Source organism: Staphylococcus sp. AntiMn-1, from assembly GCF_001663395.1.
Classification (GTDB): domain Bacteria; phylum Bacillota; class Bacilli; order Staphylococcales; family Staphylococcaceae; genus Staphylococcus; species Staphylococcus equorum.
On the sequence record NZ_CP012968.1, the window covers coordinates 332,379 to 347,968 of the forward strand.

The window sequence follows — 15,590 nt, forward strand, 5'->3', positions numbered from 1 at the left end:
AACATTTAAACAATGCGAAGAGACATAATTCCTGGCTGAAAAATTATGCTTAGTAATTTAGAAATTTAACACAAGAAGAGGTGCTTTAAAAATAAAGCCGTGTAACGAACGTTATTCGTATGAAGTGGGTTATAAATTTAAATATTTATAACCAATTAGGGTGGCAACACGGAAATTCGTCCCTTGTATGACTATTAGTCATGCAAGGTTTTTTTTTATTGCTTAAAAGGAGAGGTTCTATGATAAATATACCTAGAGGGACTCAAGATATTTTACCAGAGGAAACAAAGAAATGGCGTTATATTGAAGCAAAGTTAGATCAACTCATGGAATTGTATAATTACGAAGAAATTCGTACACCAATTTTTGAAAGTACTGAATTATTTGCACGTGGTGTAGGTGGTTCAACGGATGTTGTTCAAAAAGAAATGTATACCTTTAAAGATAAAGGTGACCGAAATATCACATTACGTCCAGAGGGCACAGCAGCAGTTGTGCGTTCATATATAGAAAATAAAATGCAAGGTATTGCGAACCAACCTATTAAACTATACTATAACGGACCAATGTTTCGTTATGAACGAAAACAAAAAGGTAGATATCGCCAATTCACTCAGTTTGGTGTAGAAGCTATTGGCGCTGAAAATCCAGGTGTTGATGCAGAAGTATTAGCAATGGCAATGCATATCTATCAGTCATTTGGATTGAAACACTTAAAACTCGTTATTAATAGTATTGGTGATATAAATTCTCGTAAAGAATATAATGATGCACTTGTGAATCATTTTGAACCTGTAATCGATCAATTTTGTAGTGATTGTCAATCACGTTTACACACAAATCCGATGAGGATTTTAGATTGTAAAATCGATAAAGATAAAGAAGAAATAAAAACAGCTCCAATTATTACAGAATTTTTAAATGAATCATCAAAAGCTTATTATTCAGAAGTAAAACAACATTTAGATGATTTAGGTATTCCGTATGTAGAAGATCCAAACTTAGTTAGAGGATTAGATTACTATACACATACTGCTTTCGAGTTAATGATGGATAACCCTAATTATGATGGTGCGATTACTACATTATGTGGTGGCGGACGATATAATGGCTTATTGGAATTATTAGATGGACCAAGTCAAACTGGTATAGGATTTGCGTTAAGTATTGAAAGATTGTTGCTTGCACTAGAGGAAGAACAAATTGAACTTAATGCCAATCATGAATTTGATTTATTTATTGTAACAATGGGCGATAAAGCGGACCGTTATGCTGTTAAACTATTAAATGATTTACGTAAAAATGGTGTGAAGGCAGATAAAGATTATTTACAACGTAAAGTTAAAGGCCAAATGAAGCAAGCAGATAGATTAAATGCGAGATATACAATAGTCGTTGGCGAGCAAGAGCTAGAAGAAAATAAAATTAATGTAAAAAATATGGAATCAGGCGAAACTGAAACTATTAAATTAGATGAAATGGTTAATTATTTCAAAAATTAAGGAGAGATATCATGAGTAAACGCACAACATACTGTGGTTTAGTAACTGAGTCGTTATTAGACCAAGAAGTAACATTAAAAGGTTGGGTACACAACCGTAGAGATTTAGGTGGCTTAATTTTTGTTGATTTACGTGACCGTGAAGGTTATGTCCAAATCGTATTTAACCCAGATTTTTCAGCAGAAGCATTACAAATTGCAGAAACTGTTAGATCAGAGTATGTGGTAGAAGTTAAAGGAATAGTTAAGCAACGTGATCCTCAAACAGTAAACCCAAAAATTGAAACTGGTCAAGTTGAAGTACAAGTTTCAGATATTCAAATTATCAATAAATCTGAGACACCTCCATTTGCTTTAAATGAAGAAAATCAAAATGTAGATGAAAATATCAGATTAAAATATAGATATCTTGATTTACGACGTCAAGAGTTAGCACAAACATTTAAAATGAGACACCAAACAACACGTTCTATTAGACAATACTTAGATCAAGAAGGTTTTTATGATATAGAAACACCTGTATTAAATAAATCTACGCCAGAGGGTGCCCGTGACTATTTAGTACCATCACGTGTACATGGCGGTGAATTTTATGCTTTACCTCAGTCACCACAAATATTCAAACAATTATTAATGATTAGTGGTTTTGATAAATACTACCAAATTGTTAAGTGTTTCCGTGATGAAGATTTACGTGCTGATCGTCAACCAGAATTCACTCAAGTAGATATTGAGATGAGCTTCGTGGATCAAGAAGATGTGATGGATATGGGCGAAGAAATGTTGCAAAATGTTGTTAAAGATGTGAAAGACGTTGAAGTACCGCGTCCATTCCCAAGAATGACATATAACGAAGCTATGAGTCGTTATGGTTCAGATAAACCAGATACACGTTTTGGCATGGAGTTAATCGATGTTTCAGAACTTGGTGAAGTCATGGACTTTAAAGTATTCAAAGATGCCATCAATAAAGATGGTCAAGTTAAGGCAATTGTAGCTGAAGGCGCTTCTGACAAATATACAAGAAAAGATATAGATGTTTTAACTGAATTTGTAAACATCTATGGTGCTAAAGGCTTAGCTTGGGTAAAAGTTGTAGATGATGGCTTAAATGGGCCAATCGCCAAATTCTTTGAAAATGATCATGTTGAAAAGTTACAATCGCTAACTGGAGCACAAGCAGGTGACTTAGTATTATTCGTAGCAGATAAACCAAGTGTTGTTGCACAAAGTTTAGGCGCTTTACGTCTTAAACTTGCGAAAGAATTAAACATGATTGATGAAACGAAATTGAATTTCTTATGGGTTACAGATTGGCCTTTACTTGAATATGATGAAGATGTTAAACGCTATACTGCAGCACATCATCCATTCACTTCACCGAAACAAGAAGATATTGAAAAATTAAGCACTGAGCCTGAGAATGTTCAAGCTAATGCATATGATATTGTTTTGAATGGTTATGAATTAGGCGGGGGCTCTATCAGAATTCATGATGCTGATTTACAAGCTAAAATGTTCGAAGTTTTAGGTTTCACAGACGAACAAGCAAAAGAACAATTTGGTTTCTTACTAGATGCCTTTAAATATGGTGCACCACCACATGGCGGCATAGCATTAGGATTAGACCGTTTAGTTATGTTATTAACGAATCGCACAAACTTACGTGATACAATTGCCTTTCCTAAAACTGCATCTGCAACATGTCTATTAACAGATGCACCAAGTGAAGTATCAGAAAATCAATTAGAAGAACTTTCATTACGTATTCGTCATTAATTAGCGCAAAAAGTTTTAATTCTTGCTAATTTGAAATTATGTGTTATGATGTTCACATAAGATAGTCATCTGAAGTGTTCGTAAGTTTGCTTCATATTTGGGCCTAACACTCTTTGATCCGGGAGCCCAATGGGTTTTCTTGCAGCGCACACGCCTCAAAGGAGGACTTGCAAAACAAGAAACAGGGCACCCACCTGTTATAAGCAGGCCGAATGATCAAGCACTTTATAACTACGGCACTAACGGACTCTATCGTACGCAAGACTTCGGTCTTGCGTATTTTTTTTGCTGAAATTTAAAATGTGTATGCTACGATTTCAAATAATGTAAGATAAATAATGCATTTTGTAAATATAAATATATGATAATGTTATAATAGTTTTGTTATAGCATATTAATAATAATAAGGAGTATTTAGATGAGACATCAATTTTCTAGAAATGAATTAGCCTATGGTCAAGAAGGCTTGGAATTATTAAAAGAAAAGACAGTTGTTGTGCTTGGTGTAGGTGGGGTTGGTTCATTTGCCGCTGAAGCTTTGGCACGAACGAATATTGGTCATATCATTCTTATTGATAAAGATGATGTTGATATCACTAACGTCAATCGTCAATTGCATGCGCTTACGACTACAATCGGTCAGAGTAAAGTGACTTTGATGGAGGAACGTATTAAATTAATTAACCCTGATTGTAAAGTGACTTCATTACATATGTTTTATACAGAAGAAACTTATGAAGCGTTGTTCAGTGAGTATGATATCGATTATTTTGTAGATGCAAGTGACACAATCATTTATAAAGTACACTTAATGAAAGAGTGTTTAGATAGAGGTATTTCCGTGATTTCAAGCATGGGTGCTGCCAATAAAATTGATCCAACACGTTTTGAAGTTGCAGATATTTCTAAAACGCATACAGATCCGATGGCTAAAATTATAAGACGTAAATTAAAAAAATTAGGTATTCATAAAGGGATACCTGTTGTATATTCAGATGAAAGTCCAATTGTAATTAGAGAAGATGTTAAAGATACAGTGGGTGATGCTAATGCACCAACAAGAAAAGGGCAAATGCCACCATCTTCAAATGCTTTTGTGCCTAGTGTAGTTGGATTAATCAGTGCAGGTTTTGTAATTAATGATATTCTAAAAGACATTCCCGTTACGCGTATTAAACACAAAAAATAAAAAATGTTCATTCATTAATAACTATTTAAAAAGGTAGCTTCCTGTTTTTGGGAGCTACCTTTTATGGATTATACTGATTTATATTTTATTTCTTTTTTTGTGAATGACTAATATTGTCGTAAACAGACTTAAATTGCTGTTCACTTTTAGAGGTTGTTTTGGGCTCATAATAAATTCTATTTTTAAGTTTATCGGGTAAATATTGTTGTGAAACGAATCCGCTCTCATAACTATGCGGATATTTATAACCGATTGCCCGACCTAATTCTTTAGCACCTGCATAATGACCATCTTTTAAGTGGTCAGGAATCTGACCAACATGTCCCTTACGTATATCTGATAGTGCAGCATCAATAGCTGAAATACCTGAGTTAGATTTTGGTGATAAACAAAGTTCTATTACAGCTTGGCTCAAAGGAATTCTAGCCTCGGGGAAACCTAAACGCTCAGCTGACTCTATTGCTGCTAATGTACGTTGACCAGCTGCTGGTGACGCCAAACCGACATCTTCAAAACTAATTACTAATAAACGTCGAACGATTGTTGGTAAATCTCCACCTTCGATTAAACGTGCAAGGTAATGTAATGCAGCATTAACATCGCTACCTCTAATTGATTTTTGAAATGCACTCATTACATCGTAGTGCATGTCTCCATCTTTATCACTTACAAAAGCACCTTTTTGCAAACAATCTTTTGCATCTTCTAGTGTGATATGCCTATTGCCATCAGTCACTTTAGAACTTAATACAGCCAATTCTAAAGCATTGAGTGCACTTCTAACATCGCCTTGACTTTGTGTGGTAAAGTAAGTCATTGCTTCATCATCAACAATTGGATTGTAAGTAGCGAGCCCACGTTCAGCATCATTAATTGCTCTCTCTAATGAGACTCTGACATCATTGTCATCTAATGGATATAATTCGAAAATTTGGGCTCTTGAACGTATAGCAGGATTAATTGCATGGTAAGGATTAGATGTTGTCGCGCCAATTAATACAATTTTCCCATTTTCTAAGTGCGGTAATAAAAAATCTTGTTTGGCTTTATCTAAACGATGTATTTCATCTAATAATAGAATTACTTGTCCAGACATTTTAGCTTCTTCCACAATTAACTGCATATCTTTTTTTGTATTCGTTACAGCATTGAGCTGTCGAAACTTGAATTGTGTACTGCCAGATATCGCTTTTGCAATACTTGTTTTACCTATACCAGGAGGACCAAAAAATATCATTGAAGATAATCTTTTTGTTTCAACCATTCTTCTAATAATTCCTTTTGGACCTACTAAATGTTTTTGAGAAATAATTTCATCTATGTTATTCGGACGCATTCTAGATGCAAGTGGTTCGTTCGTCACAATCTGTCACACCTTTCTAATTCTATATTAACGTAAAAAATGATAGAATGTTAATATATAGTATTCGAATTAAGTGAGGTAATATAATGAAAATTTCAACAAAAGGAAGATATGGGTTAACATTAATGATTTCCCTAGCTAAAAAACAAGGACAAGGGTGCGTATCATTAAAATCTATAGCAGAAGAAAATAATTTAAGTGATCTATATCTAGAGCAATTAGTCGGTCCTTTACGGAATGCTGGATTAATTCGAAGTGTTCGTGGTGCAAAAGGCGGTTACCAATTAAGAGTACCAGCGGAAGAAATTACAGCTGGTGATATTATACGTTTATTAGAAGGTCCAATTACGTTTGTAGAAAGTATTGAATCAGAGCCACCTGCGCAAAAAGAACTTTGGATTAGAATGAGAGATGCTGTTAGAGAAGTACTTGATAATACAACTTTACAATATCTAGCCGATTTTAAAGAAACTGATGACTTAGATGGTTATATGTTTTATATTTAAAATGTAATATAATTTATAATTTTATAGTTCAGAATGATTTCTTTTAATGAAAATACTGGATTTATTTTCTTTTTCATGTTTAGACAGAATGATTAGTGGTATTTAATTTGTATACATTGCTAAGGAGGTTATTTACATGGCAGATGAAAATAAATTCGAACAAGCAAAAGGTAATGTGAAAGAAACAGTCGGTAATGTAACTGACAATAAAGATTTAGAAAATGAAGGCAAGGAAGATAAAACTTCTGGTAAAGCTAAAGAATTAGTAGAAAATGCAAAAGATAAAGCGAATGACGCTATTGATAAATTCAAAAAATAATTTAATTTAAAAGGAGTAATTACTATGGCTGAAAATTTCTTAGACAAAGCAAAAGAAACTGCAAAAACTGTATCTGAAAAATTAAAAGGGTCTGACAATGAAAAAGCACAACAAGCTTCAGAACAAATTGATAAATTCACTGGTGGCAGTGACGATAACAAAGAAGAAGATAACAAAGGTGAAGATAACAAAGACGAAAAATAATCTTTGCTAAAATTAAAATGATAAAATCCCAATCTACAAACTTGTAGATTGGGATTTTATCATTTTATTTACTTGAATTTTATAGCGTATCTACCACGTTTTTTAGTTTATGATAAGAATCAAGTTGGGCTTCTTGATCATAAATATAGCTGATAGCCATTAATTCATCAATATCACCATGTTCATCTATAAATGTTTTAATTTTATTTTTTACAGTTTCTTCAGAGCCGATAAGTGATGAACTCATACGTTGTTGGGCAATTTCAAATTCAGTAGGTGTTAAGATACCTTTTAAATCATCAGTAGGTGGTTGAAGTGGTTGCATTCTGCCTCTTGTTATACTGACCATAACTTGTGCTTGAGTTGTTGATAAGTATTCAGCTTGTTCATCAGTATCAGCAACAATGGCATTTAAACAAACGATGACATAAGGTTTGCTAAGTTCATTGGAAGGTTCAAATAAATCTTTATATATTTCGATTGCATCTTTCATTTGTTGTGGTGCAAAATGACCAGCAAAAACATAAGGAAGTCCTTTTCGTGCTGCTAAATGGGCAGAATCAGTAGATGAACCTAGGATATAAAGTGGTACATGTTTATCTACAGCGGGATAAGCTCGCACATATGCTTGCTGATTACCAGGACCAAAATATTTGGCAAGTTGTTCAACTTCTTCCGGAAATTCATAAACACCATTATGTTGATCTCTACGTAAGGCACTAGCAGTCATCATATCAGTGCCAGGAGCACGTCCTAAACCTAAATCTACACGCTCTGGAAATATTGTTTCCATCGTACCAAACTGTTCGGCAACTACTAATGGTGCATGATTTGGTAACATGATACCACCTGAGCCTACTCGGATTTTAGATGTGTGCTCTAATGTATGTTGGATTAACAAAGCAGTAGCAGAACTTACTAAATTTGGTGCATTGTGATGTTCTGCAATCCAATAGCGTTCATAATCTAACGTCTCCAAATTTTGAGCTAATTTAACCATATCTTTAATCGCAGCTTGATCATCTTCTCCTTCTCGAATAGGTACAAGATTAAGCGCTGATAATTTTAAATTGTACATGTTTATCGTTGTCCTCCTCATTGATTGTTATTATATTGAAGTATAACAGTCGTTATAAAACTTGCGTAAGAAACTGCTCACTGTTATAATGATGGAAATTAAAAACGTTAGGTGGCTTAATTAAGGCGATGAAGACATTGGATAAATATCAAGAAAATAAATTAACAAAACTACATTTAAATGAGAAAGTTATAGGATATGTCCATGTCGTAAATAATATGAACTATTATTAAGCAACCGCATATAATGATTGCAGTATATATTTATGGCATGTCATATCCTCGGAAGTGGGGAAATTGATATGTCTTTTTATTATGTTCAAAAACCATTTGAAAAATATGGTAAAACGTTGATAAATCACGTGAATATAAGTGTTGAAATAGGAGAACACATAGCGCTCGTGGGTGATAATGGTGTTGGTAAAACAACCTTACTGAGTGAATTATACTTAAAGTATAGAGATAATGCATATCTTATGAAGCAAGATATGACAGATTATTATAATGAAACTGGAATGGAATTTGTTTTATCTTTATTTCCAGAAATATTAAAATTAAAAAAAGAAATAACTTATAATTATGAAAAAATAGCTGATTATATAGCATATAATGGTTATGAAGTAGAACAAAAAATTATTACACAAGCGAATTTATTTAATTTAACCGAAACTGATTTAGACAAACAAATGGGTCTTTTAAGTGGAGGCCAACAAACACGCGTCGCATTATTACGTTCGATTATTTCAGAGAAAGATTTGATTTTATTAGATGAACCAACTAATCATCTTGATCAAACTATGCTTAATGATTTGATAACTCACATGAATAAATCAAAATGTACAATAATCTATGTATCTCATCACCGTGGCTTTATCAATGCAACTGCTAGTCATATCATAGAGATAAATCGAACACAGACAAGGAAATTTACGGGTAATTATAACCAGTATAAAGAAATTATAGATTTAGAGTTTCAAACACAAGTGAATGCTTATGAAAAACAGCAGAAAGAAGTTAAGAAGCTTGAAGACACCATTAAAAGAGTTAAAGAATGGCATGCTGCTTCTAAGCAAACAACGAGTGTTCGCGATCCCTCTATGCAAAAACGATTGAGTAAATTAGCACAAAAATCAAAAGTAAAAGAATCACAATTAAATCAAAAATTAAACGAAAAAAATATCGAAGAACCCGAAAAAGATAATAGAAAGTTTCGTTTCGAACATCATGAAAAAAAGCGTAAACGTTATTTATTGAGGTTAGAAGATTTCAGTATTTCAATAAATGATCTTTGTATTTATAATCAAGCGAATTTCGAAATTAAGAATAATGAAAACATTTTACTTACTGGACCTAATGGCAGTGGAAAATCACTATTAATCAACTTGATTAGACAAAAAATAAAACCTGATCAAGGCTTTATCCATATTACACCTTCACTTAAAATAGGTTATTTCGATCAACAAAATAATAATTTAACGTATCGTGAGACACCTTTAAATACTTTGTTAGCTTTAGAAGGTATGACACGTAGCCAGGCCCAAACGATTTTAGCTGCATTTGGTTTCGACCAAGATAAAATTATTGAACCCGTTGCTTATTTGTCAATGGGAGAGAAAAGTAGGTTGCAGTTTGTATTATTATTTTTCTCAAATCCTAATTTATTGATATTAGACGAACCAACAAACTATTTTGATATCACAACACAAGACTTGATTATGGACATGATTCATAGTTTTAGTGGTCAAGTGCTCATTGTCACACATGACCAGTACTTACAATCACGATTCACAGCGACGCATTGGGAAGTATCCAATAAGCAACTTCATAATTTGACGCTCAATCAATATCGTAAGACAAATACCGTTGATACTTTGAAATTATTAGATGATTACAAAACAATTGATGAAAGTGGACATTTTGAAACAGAGAACTAGAAAATTTGATTAGATGGTGCTATCATTGGAACATTGATAAAATTGTTAGGAGTGTCAAACATGGAAGTATATGCAGATTATGCTGCAACAACACCAGTCAAACAAGCAGTTATAGATAAGATGATGGATGTTTATAGCGTTCATTATGGTAATCCGTCTTCTATTCATAGTATGGGAAGAGACGCAAGAAAATATCTCGATGAATCGCGCAGAACGGTAGCGAAGATATTTAATGCTAAGCCAAGTGAAGTTATATTCACCAGTGGCGCTACTGAATCTAATAATACTGCAATAAAGGGTATTGCGTACGAACGTCAACATAAAGGTAAACACATCATTACATCTAAAATTGAACATCACTCTGTACTCCATGTTTTTGAACAACTCGAAAAAGAAGGCTTTGAAGTAACATATTTAGATGTGGATCACGAAGGCTTAATACAACTTGACCAATTAAAAGCAGCACTCACGGACGAAACAATTTTAGTGTCAATCATGTTTGTTAATAACGAAATAGGTACAGTCGAACCTATGTATGATATTGACGATATCATTGCTGAATCTAACGCTTTGTTTCACGTTGATGCAGTTCAAGCGATAGGGCACTTGGAAATAGATTTTCATGAATTTAACATTGATGCGATGAGTATCACCGCACATAAATTTGGAGGTCCCAAAGGTGTGGGGACTTTATTAGTCAAAGATGATACAAAATTACAATTTCCACAATTAGGTGGGGAACAAGAAGCAAAACGAAGAGCAGGCACAGAAAATCTCCCACAAATTGTAGGGTTAGCTGAAGCTTTAACTTTAGCGAATAATCATATAAACGATAATAATGTTCATTTAATGAATTTGAAAAACCAATTTCTCGTTACATTACAAGAGCGCTCAGTTCCATTTGAATTGAATGGTTCTATGACAGATTCAACAGGGCATATCGTTAATTTATATTTGCCTTTCGTTGATGTAGAAACGATGCTTACCTTATTGGATTTATCTAATATATATGTCTCGTCAGGTTCTGCATGTACAGCAGGAACAACGACACCATCGCACGTTTTAGTAGCAATGTATGGCAATGAAGAACGTGCAAAACACTCTGTAAGATTTAGTTTCAATGAACAAACGACTGAACAAGAAATTAAATATATAACTGCAGAAATACACAAAATTTATCATAAATTTAAGGAGGAAATATAGTTGTCAAATCAAGATACACGTGTGGTAGTCGGTATGTCAGGTGGCGTAGACAGTTCTGTAACGGCACACATATTAAAAGAACAAGGTTACGATGTCATAGGTATATTCATGAAAAATTGGGATGATACTGACGAGAATGGGGTATGTACGGCTACAGAAGATTATAATGATGTAATTGCCGTCTGCAATCAAATCGGTATACCTTATTACGCAGTTAATTTCGAAAAAGAATATTGGGATAAAGTATTTACTTATTTCTTAGATGAATATAAAAAAGGACGCACGCCTAATCCAGATGTAATGTGTAATAAAGAAATTAAATTTAAAGCTTTCTTAGAGCATGCATTAAAACTAGGTGCAGATTATGTTGCAACTGGTCATTACGCACGCGTAAGACGTCATGAAGATGGTCATGTCGAAATGTTACGTGGTGTCGATAATAATAAAGACCAAACTTATTTCTTAAATCAATTATCACAAGATCAATTATCTCGCGTTATGTTCCCAATAGGGGATATTGAAAAATCAGAAGTACGTCGCATTGCTGAAGAACAAGATTTAGCAACTGCTAAAAAGAAAGATTCTACAGGTATTTGTTTTATAGGAGAACGTAATTTCAAAGAATTTCTATCTCAATATCTACCAGCTCAATCTGGCGATATGGTTACATTAACAGGAGATAAAATCGGTACACATGCAGGTTTAATGTATTATACAATTGGTCAACGTCATGGCCTTGGTATTGGCGGAGATGGAGATCCATGGTTTGTAGTTGGTAAAAATCTAGATGACAACGTATTATATGTAGAACAAGGTTTTCATCATGATGCATTATACAGTGACTATTTAATCGCTTCTGATATTTCATTTGTGAATACAGTTGATTTAGAAGAAGGCTTTGAATGTTCTGCTAAATTTAGATATCGTCAAAAAGATACTAAAGTATTTGTAAAAAAAGAAAATGACAATGCAATTCGCGTTTCATTTGCTGAACCAGTTCGAGCAATCACACCGGGTCAATCTGTCGTCCTTTACGATGGTGATGTATGTTTGGGTGGCGCTACAATTGATGATGTCTTTAAAGAATCAGGTCAGTTAAGTTACGTCGTATAATACATTTTACTTAGAAATCGTTAGTAAGCTATATATTATAGTAACTAACGATTTCTTTTTCTGAAATATGATTTAAAAAAGATGAGCAAATGTTATAATGAATAGTCAGAAATGAGGGTTTAAATTGGATCAAGAACAAATATATAAATTAATTAAACAAGGTAATATTGAAGAAGCGTTAACAGCATTATTTGCAAATATTGAAGAAAATCCCAAAGAAGTTGAAAACTATATAAATGCAGGTATTTTAATAGCCGAAGCGGGTGAAGTTGAAAAGGCTGAAAAGTTTTTTCAAAAAGCAATAACGCTCGATCCAGAAAATGGTGCGATTTATTATAATTTAGGCAATGTATATTATAATGAAGGACGATTTAGTGAAGCAATCAAACTATATCAGCAAGCTCTAAAATACAATGTAGATTTAGTGGATACTAATTATATGCTTGGTATGTCATTTAATCAACTAGAGGCATTTAAAGAAGCATTACCGTTCCTAATGACTGCCGCTGAAAAAGATGACCGTAAAGACGTAGAAGTTCAATTTCAATATGGTCTTGTGTTATGTCATTTAGAAATGTTTGAACAAGCAATTACTCAATTGAACTATGTATTAACTTTAGATGAGAAGCATTCAGATGCTTTATATAATCTAGGCTTAGCTACTTATATGCAAACTGAAGATACAACACAAGCAATTCAAATTTTCGAACGTGCAGTTGAAGCAAATCCAGAACATGTGATGAGTCAACACGCAATCAAAACTTTTAAATCTATAGCAGAGGAGGAATAACTTATGGAAGACCCTACATTATTTAACAATTCAATGATTAAAGGAACCGTGGATGCTATTTTATTTCAAAATAAAGAAAATTTTTATACGGTTTTAAAGGTAGATACAATTGAAACAAATGAAGATTTCGTTTCAATGCCTACAATTGTAGGGTTTTTCCCGGAAATTGCTGAAGGTGATGTCTATACGTTTAAAGGCCAAGTTGTAACACATTCTAAATATGGTAAGCAACTCAAAGCTGAAACGTTTGAAAAAGAGTTGCCGCAAACAAAAGAAGCAATCATTAGTTATTTATCCAGCGATCTTTTTAAAGGTATTGGGAAAAAAACTGCACAAAGTATTGTAAATAAGTTAGGCGAGAATGCCATTAGTGATATATTAAATGATCCTGCTGTTTTAGAAAAAGTACCGAGTCTACCAAAAAAGAAACAAAAGCAAATCGCAGAACAAATCGCTAGTAATCAAGAAACAGAACAAATCATTATACGACTTCACGACTTAGGTTTTGGTCCGAAGCTTGCTATGGCAATATACCAAGCCTATTTAGGTGAGACACTTAAAGTTGTTGAAAATACACCATACCAATTGGTTTATGATGTAAAAGGAATCGGTTTTAATAAAGCAGATGCTTTAGCACGTAACGTGGGTATTCAATTTAATGATGATGAACGTCTGAAAGCTGGTTTGTTATATGTTTTAGAAGAAGAATGTATTAAACAAGGCCATACATATTTACCTACAAATAATGTTATGGAAATGACACAAGATATGTTGTCTCAACCACCAGCAGAAATGGTTGATGCACAACAACTTATAAATGTATTGCAAGATTTAGTAAATGATACGAAATTAATCCAACAAGAAAATGAAGTTGCTATACCAAGTTTGTATTATTCAGAGTTGAAAAGTGTTCAAAACTTATATCGCAATTTTACGCATACAAATAAATTAAAAGAAATTGAGCAATCAGAATTATTGCTTGAAATTGGTGAAATAGAGAACCGTAATGAAGTAACATATGCCGACTCACAAAGAGACGCGCTACAAACTGCAATCAATACTAAAATCATGTTACTAACTGGTGGTCCAGGTACTGGTAAAACGACAGTAATCAAAGGTATCGTAGAGCTATATGCAGAGATTCATGGTTTATCGTTAGACTATGATGATTACCAAAATGACGATTACCCTGTTGTGCTTGCGGCACCTACCGGCAGAGCATCAAAGCGGCTTGCAGAATCTACAGGATTAGAAGCAATGACGATACATCGGCTCATTGGTTGGAATCAAGATACACAACCTGAAGATATTTTAGAAAATGAAATATCTGCAAAACTTATTATTATAGATGAGATGTCGATGGTTGATACATGGCTTTTTCATCAGTTTTTGAGTGCAGTACCTATAGACGCACAAGTTATATTAGTAGGTGATGAAGATCAATTACCATCTGTTGGTCCTGGACAAGTGTTTAAAGATTTAATCGATTCAAAAGTTATCCCACGTGTCAATTTAACTGAAGTATACCGCCAACAATACGGTTCTAGTATTATTGAGTTGGCACATAGAATGAAATTGGGCGAAGCAATTGATATTACACAGCGTTTCCATGATCGTAACTTTATCAAATGTACGACTGAACAAATACCCACAGTAGTTGAAAAAGTAGTGACAAGTGCAGTAAATAAAGGATATGACATGAGTGATATTCAGGTATTAGCACCTATGTATAAAGGTTCCGCAGGTATTAAAAAACTAAATACGGTCTTGCAAGATATATTGAACCCTAAAGACAAAGATACTCGAGAAATTGAGTTTGGTGATGTTGTTTTTAGAAAAGGAGATAAGGTTTTACAACTTGTGAACCGACCAAGTGATAATATTTTTAATGGTGATATCGGTGTAATCGTAGGTATATTTTGGGCGAAAGAAAATGCATTAAATAAAGACATACTTGTCGTTGATTTTGAGGGCAATGAAATAACGTTTGTTCGAAAAGATTTATTAGAATTAACACATGCATATTGCACATCTATTCATAAGTCTCAGGGTTCTGAGTTTCCTATAGTCATCATGCCAATGGTCAAGCAATATTTTAGAATGTTACAAAAACCTATTTTATATACAGGGCTTACTCGAGCGAAGCAGTCGCTCATATTTTTAGGTGACCCACAAGCATTTGATATTGGATTGAAAACACACGGTCAAGTGAGAATGACACAATTATGTACATTTCTGAAAACTTATTTCAATAACGAAGTAACTGAAGATGCTGAAGATAGTATTGCAATCAGTAAAACAATTGATGCAGATATCATATTGACTGAAGATACTATCTTTAAAATTAACCCTATGATCAACATGGGAGACATTTCACCATATGACTTTGTAGAAGATTGACATTAGTAACGAAAGTAAATACAATATAATTAACTTAGCATAAAGGTGAGTAGACTGTGTTAGACAACAAGAGATGTACTGGTTGGTGGAAAGTACAGATAATACAGTTGAACGCTGCTTTATGTCAGTATAAATAATAACTAATTAAGTGATAAGTGTGAGTTAGTAAATTTTAAGAATAACTATCGTCTGATATGTAAATCTTTAAAATT

General features: G+C 33.4%; 13 protein-coding genes and 1 other RNA gene. 12 read left to right on the forward strand and 2 right to left on the reverse strand.

Annotation, left to right across the window (positions count from 1 at the left end; all coding sequences use genetic code 11):
• Positions 1–239 precede the first annotated feature (239 nt).
• From hisS to AOB58_RS01710, 4 genes are all read left to right on the forward strand, one after another.
• Positions 240–1,502 (forward strand): histidine--tRNA ligase, encoded by a 1,263-nt coding sequence (gene hisS, locus AOB58_RS01695; protein WP_064782866.1) that lies wholly within the window; start codon positions 240–242, stop codon positions 1,500–1,502.
• Positions 1,503–1,513: 11 nt separating this feature from the next.
• Complete coding sequence (gene aspS, locus AOB58_RS01700; protein WP_064782867.1) at positions 1,514–3,280, forward strand: aspartate--tRNA ligase; 1,767 nt, start codon at positions 1,514–1,516, stop codon at positions 3,278–3,280.
• A 63-nt stretch (positions 3,281–3,343) separates the two neighbouring features.
• A non-coding RNA gene (gene ssrS, locus AOB58_RS01705) (6S RNA) lies at positions 3,344–3,533 on the forward strand.
• A gap of 165 nt (positions 3,534–3,698) precedes the next feature.
• Positions 3,699–4,469: a tRNA threonylcarbamoyladenosine dehydratase gene (locus AOB58_RS01710; RefSeq protein WP_064782868.1), complete on the forward strand. Its 771-nt coding sequence runs from the start codon at positions 3,699–3,701 to the stop codon at positions 4,467–4,469.
• Between the two features lie 85 nt (positions 4,470–4,554).
• On the opposite strand, the gene AOB58_RS01715 is transcribed toward AOB58_RS01710, so the two are convergent.
• A complete protein-coding gene (locus AOB58_RS01715) occupies positions 4,555–5,832 on the reverse strand; it encodes a replication-associated recombination protein A (RefSeq protein ID WP_064782869.1) in 1,278 nt (425 codons plus the stop codon).
• Between the two features lie 86 nt (positions 5,833–5,918).
• Between AOB58_RS01715 and cymR the strand changes: the two genes are divergently transcribed.
• From cymR to AOB58_RS01730, 3 genes are all read left to right on the forward strand, one after another.
• Positions 5,919–6,338, forward strand: coding sequence for a cysteine metabolism transcriptional regulator CymR (cymR, locus tag AOB58_RS01720; RefSeq protein ID WP_002507427.1), 420 nt, complete (start codon positions 5,919–5,921; stop codon positions 6,336–6,338).
• Positions 6,339–6,474: 136 nt separating this feature from the next.
• Positions 6,475–6,657: a CsbD family protein gene (locus AOB58_RS01725; RefSeq protein WP_064782870.1), complete on the forward strand. Its 183-nt coding sequence runs from the start codon at positions 6,475–6,477 to the stop codon at positions 6,655–6,657.
• Between the two features lie 24 nt (positions 6,658–6,681).
• Positions 6,682–6,861, forward strand: a complete 180-nt coding sequence (locus AOB58_RS01730) for a hypothetical protein (RefSeq protein ID WP_021339124.1) — start codon at positions 6,682–6,684, stop codon at positions 6,859–6,861.
• Between the two features lie 79 nt (positions 6,862–6,940).
• On the opposite strand, the gene AOB58_RS01735 is transcribed toward AOB58_RS01730, so the two are convergent.
• Positions 6,941–7,939 carry an LLM class flavin-dependent oxidoreductase gene (locus tag AOB58_RS01735; protein WP_021339125.1) on the reverse strand — a complete coding sequence of 333 codons (999 nt, stop codon included), beginning with the start codon at positions 7,937–7,939 and terminating at the stop codon, positions 6,941–6,943.
• A gap of 301 nt (positions 7,940–8,240) precedes the next feature.
• On the opposite strand from AOB58_RS01735, the gene sal reads away from it, so the two are divergent.
• The 5 genes from sal (at position 8,241) to recD2 (ending at position 15,378) form a co-directional block, all read left to right on the forward strand.
• Positions 8,241–9,872 carry a Sal family ABC-F type ribosomal protection protein gene (gene sal / locus AOB58_RS01740; protein ID WP_071561812.1) on the forward strand — a complete coding sequence of 544 codons (1,632 nt, stop codon included), beginning with the start codon at positions 8,241–8,243 and terminating at the stop codon, positions 9,870–9,872.
• A gap of 60 nt (positions 9,873–9,932) precedes the next feature.
• Positions 9,933–11,075 (forward strand): cysteine desulfurase family protein, encoded by a 1,143-nt coding sequence (locus AOB58_RS01745; RefSeq protein WP_021339127.1) that lies wholly within the window; start codon positions 9,933–9,935, stop codon positions 11,073–11,075.
• A complete protein-coding gene (gene mnmA / locus AOB58_RS01750) occupies positions 11,076–12,188 on the forward strand; it encodes a tRNA 2-thiouridine(34) synthase MnmA (protein WP_021339128.1) in 1,113 nt (370 codons plus the stop codon).
• Positions 12,189–12,312: 124 nt separating this feature from the next.
• Positions 12,313–12,978 carry a tetratricopeptide repeat protein gene (locus tag AOB58_RS01755; protein WP_064782871.1) on the forward strand — a complete coding sequence of 222 codons (666 nt, stop codon included), beginning with the start codon at positions 12,313–12,315 and terminating at the stop codon, positions 12,976–12,978.
• 3 nt (positions 12,979–12,981) lie between these two features.
• Complete coding sequence (recD2, locus tag AOB58_RS01760; RefSeq protein WP_064782872.1) at positions 12,982–15,378, forward strand: SF1B family DNA helicase RecD2; 2,397 nt, start codon at positions 12,982–12,984, stop codon at positions 15,376–15,378.
• The last annotated feature ends 212 nt before the right edge of the window (positions 15,379–15,590 follow it).

Excerpts from the sequence above, each read along its gene's own strand:
- hisS (WP_064782866.1), top strand. The coding sequence starts at position 240 with ATGATAAATATACCTAGAGGGACTCAAGATATTTTACCAGAGGAAACA.
- aspS (WP_064782867.1), top strand. The coding sequence starts at position 1,514 with ATGAGTAAACGCACAACATACTGTGGTTTAGTAACTGAGTCGTTATTA.
- AOB58_RS01710 (WP_064782868.1), top strand. The coding sequence starts at position 3,699 with ATGAGACATCAATTTTCTAGAAATGAATTAGCCTATGGTCAAGAAGGC.
- cymR (WP_002507427.1), top strand. The coding sequence starts at position 5,919 with ATGAAAATTTCAACAAAAGGAAGATATGGGTTAACATTAATGATTTCC.
- AOB58_RS01725 (WP_064782870.1), top strand. The coding sequence starts at position 6,475 with ATGGCAGATGAAAATAAATTCGAACAAGCAAAAGGTAATGTGAAAGAA.
- AOB58_RS01730 (WP_021339124.1), top strand. The coding sequence starts at position 6,682 with ATGGCTGAAAATTTCTTAGACAAAGCAAAAGAAACTGCAAAAACTGTA.
- AOB58_RS01735 (WP_021339125.1), bottom strand. The coding sequence starts at position 7,939 with ATGTACAATTTAAAATTATCAGCGCTTAATCTTGTACCTATTCGAGAA.
- sal (WP_071561812.1), top strand. The coding sequence starts at position 8,241 with ATGTCTTTTTATTATGTTCAAAAACCATTTGAAAAATATGGTAAAACG.
- AOB58_RS01745 (WP_021339127.1), top strand. The coding sequence starts at position 9,933 with ATGGAAGTATATGCAGATTATGCTGCAACAACACCAGTCAAACAAGCA.
- recD2 (WP_064782872.1), top strand. The coding sequence starts at position 12,982 with ATGGAAGACCCTACATTATTTAACAATTCAATGATTAAAGGAACCGTG.